Source organism: Plantibacter sp. lyk4-40-MEA-4 (genome assembly GCF_030209415.1).
Lineage (GTDB): Bacteria > Actinomycetota > Actinomycetes > Actinomycetales > Microbacteriaceae > Plantibacter > Plantibacter flavus_A.
The window spans coordinates 505,076-518,423 of record NZ_JARVSA010000002.1 but is presented as its reverse complement, the minus strand read 5'-3'; the positions used below and the strand labels follow the sequence as shown (position 1 = coordinate 518,423).

Here is a 13,348-nt window from a genome sequence, read left to right as displayed (position 1 = left end):
CGTGGGGCGGTCGGTCAGCGGCGGACGAGTTCGGCCGGGCTGGTGTCCGCAGCGGTCAGTTCCCCTGTCTTGATCGGCGCGGTCTCGCGGGCGGTGAGCGCGCAGAGCGTGGAGACGACGCCCAGCGCGCTGAGGAGTACCGCCGGACCGACCCAACCGATCCAGCCGTACAGTGCCGTCGCGATGAAGGGCAGCAGTCCGGCGACGACGCTCGCGCCGTTGTAGCCGAGCGAGATGCCCGAGGAGCGGACGTTCCGGTCGAACTGCTCGGAGAACCACGACCCCTCGACCGCGAAGATCGGGTCGTGACTGAGGATGAGGCTCAGGGTGACGGCGACGATGATCATGATGATCGCGCCCGTGTTGATCAACAGGAACATCGGGACACCGAAGAGGATCGTGAAGATCGAGCCGATCAGGAAGACGTTCCGACGACCGATGCGGTCACTGAGCGCGCCGTAGGCCAGATGGGTTCCGAGGCCGAGCGCCGAGCCGACGAGCGTGCCGTACAGGACGTACTGCTTGTCGGAGATGCCGGCGAGCACCACGTACGACAGGGCGAAGCTCGTCGTGATGTAGTACCCGCCGGTCTCGGCGAGCCGCAGACCCATGATGCGGAGGATGATCCGCCAGTCCTGCTTGATGACCTGGATCGCCGGGCGCTTGTGGATCTCTCCGGCCGCCTTCATCTGCTCGAAGTCCGGCGACTCGTGGATGCCGAGACGGATCCAGAGGCCGATGGCGACCATGACGATGGAGAACAGGAACGGTACCCGCCACACCCAGTCGCCTTCGAAGAGTGCGGCGCTGAGGAGGAATGAACCGTTCGCCAGGAGGAGCCCGGCGGGAATGCCGATCTGCGGGACCGCGCCGAAAAAGCCCCGGCGCTTGAGCGGTGCGTGTTCGACCGCCATCAGGACGGCGCCACCCCACTCGGCCCCGTACCCGATGCCCTGGATCGCGCGGAGCAGGATCAGCAGGATCGGTGCCAGCACACCCACCGTCCCATAGGTCGGGAGGAGGCCGATGAGGAAGGTCGCGACCCCCATGATCGACAGCGCCCAGATGAGGATCGTCTTGCGGCCGATGCGGTCGCCGAAATGCCCCGCGAGGTACCCGCCCAGTGGACGGAAGAGGAAGCCGATCGCCAGGGTGGCGAAGCTGGCCAGGACGCCGACGAAGGCGTTCTCGGCGTGGAAGAACGCCGTCCCGAAATACGCCGCTGCCGCGGTGCCGTAGATGAAGAAGTCGTAGCTCTCGACGGCCGTCCCGATCATCGAGGCCGTCGAGACCTTGATCGGGTTGTCCTTCACCGGAGCCGGTGCGGGGGTGGGGTGTGCCATGGGTTCCTCCTTGAACGAATGGTGCGGGGTCGTGCGGTCGGGGTCGCTCAGACGCTCGGGCGATAGGTCTCGATCACGCGGGAGTCGTCGCGGGTGCCGAGGCCGGCCTCGGCCGCGGCCAGGTACCGCTCGCGGGCGGCGTCGAGGACGGGCGTCGACGCCCCCGCAGCGCTCGCCGCATCGGCCACGAGCCCCGCGTCCTTGACGAAGATGTTGATCTGGCTCGTGACCTCGACGTCGGTGCCCTGCAGCATCCGCGGCCCGCGGTCGGAGAGCATCCAGGACGCGGCGGCACCCGACTCGACGAGGGGGAGCACCGTGGCCGGGTCGAGGCCGAGCGACTCGGCGAGGGCGAGCGCCTCGGCTGCGGCGACGATGTGCACGGCGCAGAGGTGCTGGTTGACCACCTTGATGCCCTGGCCGTCGCCGACGGCGTCGCCGACGATGCGGACGGTCCCGAGTGCCGCGAGCACACTCGACACGGCGTCGGTCGCCGCGCTGGGGCCGGACACGAAGAGGGTCAGTTCGCCGGTGCGTGCCCGGGCGACGCCGCCGGTGACGGGTGCATCGACCACGGCCGCCCCGGCATCGGTGAGGCGGGCGCCCTGCTCGGCGACGGATGCGGGGCCGACGGTGCTCATGACCACCCAGGTCTGCCCGGCGACGTCCGTGGCCTCGAGCGCCTGGTCGACGAGGGTCGACAGCTGGTCCGGCGTCGCGACCATCACGATGACGACCTCGGCCCGGGGTGCTTCAGCGATCGAGGACACGGCGTCGACGCCGACGGCGGAGGCGCGCTCGTGCGCTGCGGGGAACGGGTCGACGCCCGTGACGCGGTGGCCGGCCGCCGCGAGCTGGGCGGCCATCGGGAGCCCGATCGCGCCGATACCGACGAAGGTGAGCGTGGTTGCGGGCTGTGGCGTCGTCGCCATGGCGTCCTCCATCGGTGCGCGGGGTGAGCGGATGATTGGTTGAACCAATCTGCTGGGGACGATCGTATGGCGACCCTCTCGCGCTTGTCAAGTATTGGTTGGACCAATGGGAGGCCGCAGCGGCATCCAGGCGTGGGCCGCGAGGGTCAGTGCGCGTCGACGCCGAGCCGTAGCCAATCGACGAAGTGCTGGTGCATGGCTCGGCGCGCGGCTTCGGGGTCGCGGGAGACGAGGGCGTCGACGACGGCGTAGTGGACGCTGTCGGTGTTGCGGACGCCGTGTTCGTCGGGCTCCTCGACGGCGATGGCCTGCAGTCGCCTGGTGCGGATCGCCTCGCGGAGGACGTGGCTGAAGCCCTCGTGCATGAGCCGGAAGATCGGATCGTCGACGATCGCGTTCAAGCGGCTGTGGAACGTCACGTCCGCTTCGAGGGCGGCCTCGTGGTCACCAGCTCGCGTTGCCTCGATCATCCGGTCGACGTCGGAGCGGAGGAGGGCGATCTGTTCATCGGTCACCAGACTGGCCGCAGCCTCCGCGACGGTCTCCTCGAGGAGCATCCGCGAGCGGGCGAACTGCTGGTCCGTCAGATGGCCGAGCTGGCGGGAGATCGTGAACCAGCTCCGGACGAAGTCGTCGCCGGGGGCGTCCAGGTAGGTGCCGCGTCCCTGCGTCCGGTACAGAAAGCCGAGCCGTTCGAGGACCGCGAGCTGCTCGCGGAGTGCGCCACGGCTCATCTCCAGCGCATCGCCGAGCTCTCGCTCAGGTGGAAGACGTCTGGCGGTCGTGTCGGGCTCGGGGGTGGACAGCTCGATGAGGCGACTCACGAGCGCTTCGAGCGGTTCAGCCACATCCGCCCCCTCGATTGGTCCGACCAGCTTCGATCGTAGCCGGTGCGTTCGTTCGCCCGAAGATGGGCGAACGAACGCTCCCTCGCCCGAAGATGGGCGAACGAACGGGCTAGACGGCCTGGAGGGCCTGGACCGCGCTCGTGAAGAAGGCGAGACCGTCGACACCGGAGCGCATGGCGACCGGGGTGTCGGGGCCGAAGCCGGGCTCGATCGCGTGCTCGGGGTGCGGCATGAGTCCGACGACGTTCCCGGCCGGGTTCGTGAGGCCGGCGATGTCGTCGAGCGAACCGTTCGGGTTCACGCCCGCGTAGCGGAACGTGACGAGACCCTCGCCCTCGACGCGTGCCAGGGTCTCGGCGTCGGCGATGTAACCGCCGTCGGCATTCTTGAGCGGGATGGTGATCTCCTGCCCCTTCGAGAACTGGTGCGTCCACGCGGTGTCGGCGTTCTCGACCGTGAGCAGCTGGTCGCGACGGATGAACTGCTGGTGGGCGTTCCGGATAAGGCCGCCGGGCAGCAAGTGGGCTTCGACCAGCATCTGGAAGCCGTTGCAGATCCCGAGGATCGGCATGCCCTTGCCGGCGGCGTCCTTCAGCTCGGTCATGATCGGCGAGACCGCGGCGATCGCTCCGGCGCGGAGGTAGTCGCCGTAGCTGAAGCCACCGGGCAGGATCACGGCGTCGACACCCTGGAGGTCGTGGTCGCCGTGCCAGAGCGCGACGGGCTCGGCGCCCGCCATGCGGACCGCGCGCTGGGCGTCGCGGTCGTCCAGCGAACCGGGGAAGGTGATGACACCGATACGGGTCGTCATGCCTCGGAGCCCTCGGGGTAGTGGATGGCCACGACGTCCTCGATCACGGCGTTCGAGAGGATGTCGTCGGCGATCTGCTGCACCGTGGCGCGCGTGGCGTCGGTGATGGGGCCGTCGACCGTGAGCTCGAACCGCTTGCCGATGCGGACATCGGTGAACTCGCTCTTGCCGAGACGCGCGAGGGCGCCGGCGACGGCCTTGCCCTGGGGGTCCAGCAGTTCGGCTTTCGGCATGACTTCTACGACGATGGTCGGCACGGAGGTCTCTTTCGTTGCGACGCGGCGGGGATGCGAACAGTCTAGCGCCGAGCACACGACGCCCGTCCGACGGCGGGGCGTCGGCGCCGCGTCGTGGTCAGCGGATCACTCCGGGAGGGCGGCGTCCGCTTCGTTCGCGTCGCCGGCGATGCCGCGGGCGAGCGTCTTGTTGCGGAAGAAGTCCGGTCGGAGCTTCGCCTGGATGAGCATGATGACGATGCCAGCCACGATGATGATCATGCCGAGGATGAACACGAGCCCGACACCGCCGATGTTCGACCCGCTGCCGTAGTCGGGGTCCGCGCTCTCGATGATCGTGGTGAAGAAGAGCACGCCCAGGATGAGACCGCCGACGAGCGGGGAGAAGAACTGGAAGAAGAAGTTCCGTGCGCTCGAGAACCACTGCTTCCGGAAGTACCAGACGCACGCGAACGCCGTCAGGCCGTAGTAGAAGCAGATCATCATGCCGAGGGTCGTGATCGTGTCCCAGAGCACGTCCTCGGAGATGAAGCGCATGACCGCGTAGAACACCGACGCGACGACACTCGAGACGATCGTCGCGTAACCGGGCGTGAAGAACTTCGGGTGCACCTTTGAGAACTTCGGCGACAGCGCGCCGTAGTGTCCCATCGCGAGCAGGGTCCGCGCAGGGGAGACGAACGTCGACTGCAGCGAGGCGGCCGAGGACGACAGCACCGCGATCGACACGAGGATCGCGAGCGGGCCGAGGATGGGCCCCGCGAGCGAGAAGAACACGTTGCCCTGGATGTCCTCGTTGCCGAGCCCGAACTCGCCGTCGCCGACGCCCGCGTAGTTGATGAGCGCGACCGACAGGAACAGGTAGAGGACGACGATGATGATGACGGTCGCCGTGGCGGCCTTGCCCGGCGTCGAGCTCGACCCCTTCGTCTCCTCGCTCATCGTCAGCGTGACGTCCCACCCCCAGAAGATGAAGATGGAGAGCGAGAGGCCTGCGGCGAAGGCGCTGAACGACCCGACGGCGAACGGGTTGAACCAGTCGAGCGAGATCGGGAGGGCGTCGAACGCGTCACCGCCCGCCACGTGCGCGAAGGCGACGATGCCGAACAGCACCATCACGAGCAACTGGAAGCCCACGAGCACGTACTGCAGCTTCTGCGTCGTCTGCATGTCGCGGTAGGAGATGAGCGTCGCCCCGAGCATGAACGCCAGACAGGTGATGACGTTGATGAACGGGTTCGACGTGAGGCCGGCGATGTCGGGGTTCTGGAAGATCTGCGACAGCATCAGGTAGAAGAAGTCGACCGCGATGCCCGCGAGGTTCGAGAGCACCACGATGGTCGCGGCGATGAGGCCCCAACCGGCCATCCAACCGACCCACGGGCCGAACGCGCGCGTCGCCCAGGTGAACGAGGTGCCGGAGTCCGGCATGCGGCTGTTGAGTTCCCGGTAGCCGAAGGCGACGAGCAGCATCGGGATGAAGCCGACGAGGAAGATGGCAGGCACGTGGGTGCCGACCTCCGCGACCGTCGGACCGAGGGCGCCGGTCAGGGTGTACGCCGGGGCGATGCACGAGATGCCGATGACGATCGCACCGATGAGGCCGACGGTGCCGGCGCCGAGGCCCTTCTTGGAGAGGGCGCCCGTCGCGGTCGTCTCGGGGTGGGCGACGTCGCGAGGCGGGGTGGTTTCGGGAGGGGTCATGTCGGGTCTCCGAGGGTCAGCACGGAGTCGCGGGGCACGACCACCATGGGTACGGGGAGCTCGCGCAGCATCTTCGCTGCCGTGGAGCCGAGGAAGAGATGCTTCGGGGTGGCGAGTCGGCTGGAGCCGACGAGCACGATCTCCGCGGGCTTCCACTCGAGGTTCGAGACGGCGTCCTCGATACGGGTGCCAGAGGCGATCTCGGTGGTCACGTCGATGTCCTTCGGCAGGTGCTCGGTCGCGTAGGCGAGGACCTCCGCCGCGTGCGACTCGGCCCTGGCGGTCGCCTCGGGGTGCTCGGCGCCCTCTGGCTGGTCGAGCGCGACGAGCGAGACCAGCCGGAGCGGGATGACCGCGTTCTTGGCGACGACGATGGCCGCGTCGAGCAGCTGGTGCGCGCCGGCACGGGTGCCGATCGCGCAGGTGATCCGGCTGACCGTGCCGCCGGTGGGCTGGGCCTCGAGGAGGTCGCGGCTGCCGACCGGAGCGAGGGCGACCGGGACGACCGCCGAGTGCAGGAGCGTGTTCGCGACGCTGCCGAGCGTGAACCGCCCGAGGAGTCCGCCGCGCGCCGCACCGATGATGATGAGCCCGCCCTCGAGGATGCGGGAGGCCTCCAAGAGGCCCTCGGCGAACGACTCGTCGTACACGAGGTGCGTCTTGGCCGTGATGTCGGCTGGGACCGCGTCGAGCGCCTCGGCGAGCCAGCGTTCGGCCGTCTCACGGAGGAACCGTTCGTACCCGGGATCGGCCGGGGTGATCGTCGGGCGTTCCTCGTTGGCGAGCACGAGGACGATGTCGAGCCGGGCTCCGGTGGTCCGAGCGATCCGGATGCCGAGCGCGAGCGCGTCGCGTCCCGCCGGCGTATCGGTGTAGCCAACGATGTATCTCATCTGGTGTTCGCTTTCGATCGGGTGCGAAGGTGCCGGACTGCACGGCGGTGTGCGGGTGTTTCGTTGGTGCAGGGTATCGACGGGGGTGGCCCTTCGACAAGCTCAGGGACCGGAAGTGGTGCTCAGGGACCGGAGGCGGTGGGCGGGGAGTGGAGCGCCCTTCGACACGCGGTTCCTGAGCTTGTCGAAGGGCAGGGACCGAGGAGGTCGGAGACGTTACGCCTGGTGGCGGGCGATGATCGCCTCAGCGGTGTCGGCGCCCTTGCGGATCGCGCCGTCAACGTGCTGGTAGCCCTCGGCGGCGAGGTCGCTCGTCGACCAGAAGATCGGACCGACCGGCGTCGACTGCATGGCGCCATAGCGCGAGAGACCACCGAGGTCGAAGCTCGCCGCGTACGCGCCTCGCGTCCACTCCTCGCTGCCCCAGTCGCTCTCGTAGTAGACGACGGGGGAGAGGGCCTGCTCGCCGTAGTAGTGGGAGAGCGAGGTGAGGATCCGCTCGCGACGCTCCTCGGCGCTCAGCTTGAAGACCTCGTCGGCGCGCTCGTCCGAGACGAACCCGACGAGCGTGCCGCGCGGGTCCTCGTGGTTCGTGTTGTCGTAGGCCTCGTGGACGAGCTCGTACGGGCTGAACGCGGTGGCCGACAGGCCGTCCTCGCGCCAGAACGGCGTCTCGTACACGGCGTGGACCTTGATGACGAGCCCGAGCGACATGTGCTGGTGCATCTGGTGGCTGAGGCGCGGCAGCGGCGGCTGGAAGTCGATGCGGGAGTAGAGGTTCGGCGGAACGGCGACGATCGCGTACCGCGCGTTGACCGTCACACTGTCCGCCTCTGCCGAGACGCCGGTGTCGGACCACTCGAGGCGACGCACGGGCGAGGACAGGTGGACGTCGTCGCCGAGGGCCTCGGCGAGCTTGATCGGGACCTGCTGCAGGCCGCCGACGACGCGCTTGTCGAGGATGAAGTCGGCCTCGACGAGGTGGGTGAAGCTGCCCGCGGACGCCGCCATGAGGAGCGCCTGCAGGAGCGAGAAGGAGTGGGAGGGCTTCGTGAGCATCGCAGCGGCGATGAAGAGGGCGATGTTGTCGCGCGCCTCGACGTCGTCCGTCTGCTCGGCGAGCCAGGCGCTCCACGAGATGCGGTCGTACTCCTTCGCCCGGGCGTGCGCCCACGGCTCGGTGACGCCGACCTCCTCCACGAGCTCGTCGAGCAGGGCGATGAGCCGCTCCATCTCCGCTGCGGTCGACTCGGCGACGGGGAAGATGTCGCCCGTGAAGCGGGTGCGCACGCCCTCGGCATCGACGTAGACGCTGTCGCCCTCGCGGTAGCGGGAGTAGGTGTCGAGCCCGAGTTCTTCGAGCGTGGCGAGCAGCGCGGTCTGGTCGGGGGAGACCCACTGGCCGCCCAGCTCGAGCATGGCTCCGTCGATGTGGTTCGTCCAGAGGCGACCACCGACGCGGTCGCGCGCCTCGAGGACGGCGACGGACAGGCCCGCCGCGCGGAGCTTGGTGGCGGCCGTGAGCCCGGAGGCCCCGGCGCCGATGATGACGACGTCGCGTTCGATGGTGCTCATGGGGTGTCTTCCTGTTCGTGGCCCTTCGACAAGCTCAGGGACCGGGGTGGTGCTCGGGGGCCGGTTGGTGCTCGGGACCGGGGTGGTGCTCGGGACCGGGGTGGTGCTCGGGTGGTGCTCGGACCCGGCGCCGATAGTCGAGTATGGCGGATCCGGCGGTCGGATGGAACCGAGGATGGCGAGGTCGCCGGTCGGATCGGTGATCGACGACGGTTTCCGTTGTGCCGACCGAGGTGGATCAGCCGATGGGCGTCATGGTGTACTTCGTGTACAGGTACTCGTGGATGCCCTCGAGCCCGCCCTCGCGTCCGATGCCCGACTGCTTGACACCACCGAACGGTGCGGCGGCGTTCGAGATGACGCCCACGTTGAGGCCCATCATGCCGGTCTGCAGACGGCCGATCATGCGCTGTCCGCGGGCGAGGTCGGTGGTGAACACGTAGGAGACGAGCCCGTACTCGGTGTCGTTCGCGAGCCGCACGGCCTCATCCTCGTCGTCGAACGGCACGATCGCGAGGACCGGGCCGAAGATCTCCTCGCGGAGGATGTCGGACCCCGGCACGACACCGGTGACGACCGTCGGCTGGAAGAAGGTGCCCGGTCCGTCGACGGCCTCGCCGCCGGTGAGGACCTCGGCGCCGCGCTCGACGGCGTCGCCCACGAGGGTCTTCGCCTTCGTGACCGCGCGGTCGTCGATGAGTGGACCGATCGTCACGCCGTCCTCGGTGCCACGACCGATGCGGAACGCGTTCACCTTGTCGGTGACGCGCTTCGCGAACTCCTCCGCGACGTCGCGGTGGACGATGAAGCGGTTCGCCGCGGTGCACGCCTGTCCGATGTTGCGGAACTTGGCGGCCATCGCGCCCTCCACGGCCTTGTCGAGGTCGGCGTCCTCGAACACGACGAACGGGGCGTTGCCGCCGAGCTCCATCGAGGTGCGGAGGACGTTCTTCGCGGACTGCTCGATGAGCTTCTGACCGACGGCCGTCGATCCCGTGAAGCTCAGTTTGCGGAGCCGCGGGTCGGCGATGATCGGGCCGGAGACCGCGGAGGAGCTGGAGGTGGTGATGACGTTCACGACGCCTGCGGGGAGCCCGGCGTCCTCGAGCAGCTTCACGAAGTACAGGGTCGTGAGCGGGGTGAGCTCGGCGGGCTTGACGACGACCGTGCAGCCGGCTGCGAGCGCCGGGGCGATCTTGCGGGTCGCCATCGCGAGGGGGAAGTTCCACGGGGTGATGAGGAAGCACGGGCCGACGGGGTGCTGCGAGACGGTCATCATGCCGGTGCCCTCGGGGTTCGACCCGTAGCGTCCGGAGATGCGGACGGCCTCCTCGGAGAACCAGCGGAGGAACTCACCACCGTAGGTGACCTCGCCGTTCGCCTCGGCGAGCGGCTTGCCCATCTCGAGCGTCATGAGGAGGGCGAACTCCTCGCGACGCTCCTGGAGGAGGTCGAAGGCCTTCCGGAGGATGTTGGAGCGCGTGCGGGGAGCGGTCGCCGCCCACTCGTCCTGGGCTGCGACCGCGGCGTCGAGGGCCGCGGTGCCGTCGGCGACCGAGGCGTCCGCGATCGTCTTGATGACGTCGCCGGTGGACGGGTCGCTCACGTCGAGCGTCGCGCCCTCCGTCGCGTCGCGCCAGACGCCTCCGATGAACAGGCCGTTCGGGACCTTGGCGAGCAGATCGGTTTCACGTGCGTCGGTCATGGGTGGAGCTCCTTGGTGGTGTCGGTGCCGTCGGTCACAGTGTTTCAGCGTGCATGCCCCTCGACAAGCTCAGGGTCCGGGGTTGTGCTGCGGGGGCCGCCTCGGTCCCTGCCCTTCGACAGGCGGTTCCTGAGCTTGTCGAAGGGCGGGACCGGCGGGTGTGGTGTCAGTTCGCGGCGAGCGCCTCGAGGACGACGTCGAGTCCTTCGTCGAGCAGTTCGAGGGGGATGGTCAGTGGTGGGAGGAAGCGGACCACGTTGCCGTAGGTGCCGCAGGTCAGGACGATGACGCCGGCCTGGTGAGAGGCCTTCGCGACGCGTGCCGTGAGGGCGGCGTCGGGCTCGCCGGTGGCCGGGTCGACGAACTCGACCGCCATCATGGCGCCGCGCCCGCGGATGTCGCCGATGCGGGGGTCGGAGGTCTGCGCCGCGGTGAAGCGGTCGACGATGCGGGTTTCGATCGCCCGGGCCGAGGCGGCGAGGTCCTCCTCCTCGTACGCTTCGATCGCCGCCAGGGCGGCGACACAGGCGAGTGGATTGCCACCGTAGGTGCCGCCGAGCCCGCCGACGTGCGGGGCGTCCATGATCTCCGCGCGTCCGGTGACGGCGGAGAGGGGCAGGCCGCCCGCGATGCCCTTGGCGGTGATGATGAGGTCGGGCACGATGTCGAAGCGCTCGGACGCGAACATCGCACCCGTGCGGGCGAAGCCGGTCTGCACCTCGTCGGCGATGAAGACGACGTCGTTCGCGCGGGCCCAGTCGAGCAGGGCCGGCAGGAAGCCGTCCGCCGGGACGATGAAGCCGCCCTCACCCTGGATGGGTTCGATGATGATCGCCGCGAGGTTGTCTGCGCCGATCTGCTTCTCGATCTGGGTGATCGCGCGCTGCGCCGCTTCGGGGCCGGTGAGCCCGCCGTCACGGAAGGGGTAGGACAGCGGTGCGCGGTACACCTCGGAGGCGAAGGGACCGAAACCGCTCTTGTAGGGCATGGACTTGGCGGTGAGGGCCATCGTCAGGTTCGTGCGGCCGTGGTACGCGTGGTCGAAGGCGACGACCGCCTGCTTCTTCGTGTGGCTGCGGGCGATCTTCACCGCGTTCTCGACCGCTTCGGCGCCCGAGTTGAACAGTGCCGTCCGCTTGGCGTGGTCGCCGGGGGTGAGGCGGTTGAGCGCCTCGGCGACCTCGACGTAGGAGTCGTAGGGGGTGATGGTGAAGCAGGTGTGGGTGAACTCCTGCAGCTGTCGGGTGACGGCCTCGACGACGCGCGGGTTGCTGTTGCCCACGCCGGTCACGGCGATGCCGGACCCGAGGTCGATCAGGGAGTTGCCGTCGACGTCGACGAGGACGCCACCGCCCGCGCCGGCCGCGAACACCGGCATCGTCGTGCCGACGCCGGACGCGACCGCAGCGTGTTTCCGGGCCATGAGTTCCTCGGAGATCGGTCCGGGGATGGTGGTGACGAGGCGACGTTCCTGGGGGAGCGAGGGTCCGCCGAGGATGGAGGGTGCGGGGGCTGCGGTGCTGCTCGTCATCGGTACTCCTTCGGCTGCCGCGTCCGGCGGGGGCGCCGAGGTCGTCCGCGAGCAGTGCCACCAGGCTAGGCAGCGGTCCGCATCGGTACATTCGACAGTCTGTCCATACCAGCGGCTTCAGTTGGACGATCCGGCATCCCTGCGTAGACTCGCGCCATGGCACCGACGCTGCAGGACCTCCTCGACCACCGTGCGCTCGGCCTGAAGCTCGTGGTGGCAGGAACCGAGGGCGCCCTCGACCGCCAGGTCGCCTGGGTCTCCGGGTCGGACCTGCCGGACCCCACGCCCTTCCTCCTCGCCGACCAGGTGCTGCTCACGACGGGCACGCAGTTCGGGACCGCCGTGTCGACGACGCAGGTCGAGGCGTACGTCGCCCGCCTCGCCGACGCCGGTGTCGCCGGACTGGGGTTCGGTACCGAGGTGATCACGGCCGGGACACCGCCGGAACTCGCCGAGGCCTGCGCGGCGCACGGGATGCCGCTCGTCGAGGTCCCGTACCGCACGCCGTTCATCGCCGTCATCCGGTACGCGGCCGACCTCCTCACCGAGGCGGCTCGGGCGAGGGACGCCTGGGCACTGGGCGCCCAGCGCGCGATCGCGTTCGCCGCGCTCCGCCCCGACGCGACGGTCGCCGTCGTGACCGAACTCGCGCGGTCCCTCGGCGCCTGGGTCGTGCTCTTCGACGCGCACGCGACCCCGGTGGCGATCGCGGGCGACGGGCCCACCGCCGCTCCCGAGGCCGAGCGCCTCCTGGAGCGGGTGGCCGGCGAGGCCACCATGCTCCTGAGCCGCGGACAGCGTTCGGGGGCGACGCTCGCGAGCCGCACGCGGACGGTGTCGCTGCAGACCCTCGGCCGACGCGGCGACCTCCGGGGCGTGCTCGCCATCGCCGGGACCGACGGCCCGTTGGACGCCGCGGCCCAGAGCGTCGTGACCTCGGTCGTCGCCATCGCCGGGCTCACCCTCGAGCAGGGCGGCGCACTCGGACGGGCGGGGCGCTCGCTGCGCACCGGTGTCTGGCAGCTGCTCCGCGCCGGACAGACCACCGCGGCGCGCGAGGTCGCCGAACAGCTCGGCACGCCGTTGCCGAGCGGAGCGGTTCGTGTCGGCGTCTGCTCCGGGCCGACCGACGGGCGCGAGGCGCTCCTCACCGAGCTGGAACGGGCCGAGACGCTCGGTCCGGGTTCGCTCTTCGTCGCCGAGCAGGACGGACGGCCCGTCCTGCTTCTCGCAGCGGCTGAAGGGGACACCGAGACGGACGTCGATCGGGCGGTCGAGGCGGTGATCGCAGCGGCCCCCGCACGGCGGCTCGGACTCTCCCGATCCCTCGCGCTCGCCGATCTGCCGACGGGGATCGAGCAGGCGGTCTCCGCGCACGAGCACGCCGTCTCCGCAGGCGAGGCCGTCGTGCGGTTCGGGGCGCTCGCCGCGGCAGGGATGGCAGGGTTGCTCGACCCCGTCCGCGCCGCCGCCGTGGCCGAGGAACTGCTCGAGCCCGCGCTCCGCGTCGACCGCGAGGAGGGCTCCGACCTCGTGCCGAGCCTCCGCGGCTGGCTCGAGGCGAACGGCCAATGGGAGCCCGCCGCGCGGCGACTCGGGATCCATCGACACACGCTCCGCAACCGCATCACCCGGGTGGAACAGGTGCTCGGGCGACCGCTCGACACCTTCGCCGCTCGGGCCGAACTCTGGCTCGCGCTGGCCAGCCTGCCGGACGGGGATGCGTTGCGGTCCCGCGAGGCCGTTCTGTAGCCTCGACCGCACGGCGCG

General features: G+C 69.7%; 11 protein-coding genes. 1 reads left to right on the top strand and 10 read right to left on the bottom strand.

Annotation, left to right across the window (positions count from 1 at the left end; genetic code table 11):
- Positions 1 to 14 precede the first annotated feature (14 nt).
- From QRN44_RS04475 to gabT, 10 genes are all read right to left on the bottom strand, one after another.
- Complete coding sequence (locus QRN44_RS04475; protein ID WP_285038386.1) at positions 15 to 1,343, bottom strand: MFS transporter; 1,329 nt, start codon at positions 1,341 to 1,343, stop codon at positions 15 to 17.
- Positions 1,344 to 1,390: 47 nt separating this feature from the next.
- A complete protein-coding gene (locus tag QRN44_RS04470; RefSeq protein WP_285038385.1) occupies positions 1,391 to 2,275 on the bottom strand; it encodes an NAD(P)-dependent oxidoreductase in 885 nt (294 codons plus the stop codon).
- A 146-nt stretch (positions 2,276 to 2,421) separates the two neighbouring features.
- Entirely contained in the window at positions 2,422 to 3,123 is a 702-nt protein-coding gene (locus QRN44_RS04465) for a FadR/GntR family transcriptional regulator (RefSeq protein WP_285038384.1), read from the bottom strand.
- Positions 3,124 to 3,232: 109 nt separating this feature from the next.
- Complete coding sequence (purQ, locus tag QRN44_RS04460; RefSeq protein ID WP_071262430.1) at positions 3,233 to 3,934, bottom strand: phosphoribosylformylglycinamidine synthase subunit PurQ; 702 nt, start codon at positions 3,932 to 3,934, stop codon at positions 3,233 to 3,235.
- On the bottom strand, positions 3,931 to 4,191 hold the full coding sequence (gene purS / locus QRN44_RS04455; RefSeq protein ID WP_064294182.1) for a phosphoribosylformylglycinamidine synthase subunit PurS: 261 nt from the start codon (positions 4,189 to 4,191) through the stop codon (positions 3,931 to 3,933). The genes purQ and purS overlap by 4 nt, the downstream gene beginning before the upstream one ends.
- 105 nt (positions 4,192 to 4,296) lie before the next feature.
- Complete coding sequence (locus tag QRN44_RS04450) at positions 4,297 to 5,874, bottom strand: APC family permease (RefSeq protein ID WP_079001410.1); 1,578 nt, start codon at positions 5,872 to 5,874, stop codon at positions 4,297 to 4,299.
- Positions 5,871 to 6,767, bottom strand: a complete 897-nt coding sequence (locus tag QRN44_RS04445) for a universal stress protein (RefSeq protein ID WP_064294184.1) — start codon at positions 6,765 to 6,767, stop codon at positions 5,871 to 5,873. Before QRN44_RS04445 ends, QRN44_RS04450 begins: the two co-directional genes overlap by 4 nt.
- A gap of 216 nt (positions 6,768 to 6,983) precedes the next feature.
- Entirely contained in the window at positions 6,984 to 8,342 is a 1,359-nt protein-coding gene (locus QRN44_RS04440; protein WP_285038383.1) for a flavin monoamine oxidase family protein, read from the bottom strand.
- Between the two features lie 238 nt (positions 8,343 to 8,580).
- Positions 8,581 to 10,047: an NAD-dependent succinate-semialdehyde dehydrogenase gene (locus QRN44_RS04435; protein ID WP_175116403.1), complete on the bottom strand. Its 1,467-nt coding sequence runs from the start codon at positions 10,045 to 10,047 to the stop codon at positions 8,581 to 8,583.
- 166 nt (positions 10,048 to 10,213) lie between these two features.
- A complete protein-coding gene (gene gabT, locus QRN44_RS04430; RefSeq protein WP_285038381.1) occupies positions 10,214 to 11,578 on the bottom strand; it encodes a 4-aminobutyrate--2-oxoglutarate transaminase in 1,365 nt (454 codons plus the stop codon).
- 156 nt (positions 11,579 to 11,734) lie between these two features.
- On the opposite strand from gabT, the gene QRN44_RS04425 reads away from it, so the two are divergent.
- Entirely contained in the window at positions 11,735 to 13,330 is a 1,596-nt protein-coding gene (locus QRN44_RS04425) for a PucR family transcriptional regulator (protein ID WP_175116401.1), read from the top strand.
- Positions 13,331 to 13,348: the final 18 nt, after the last annotated feature.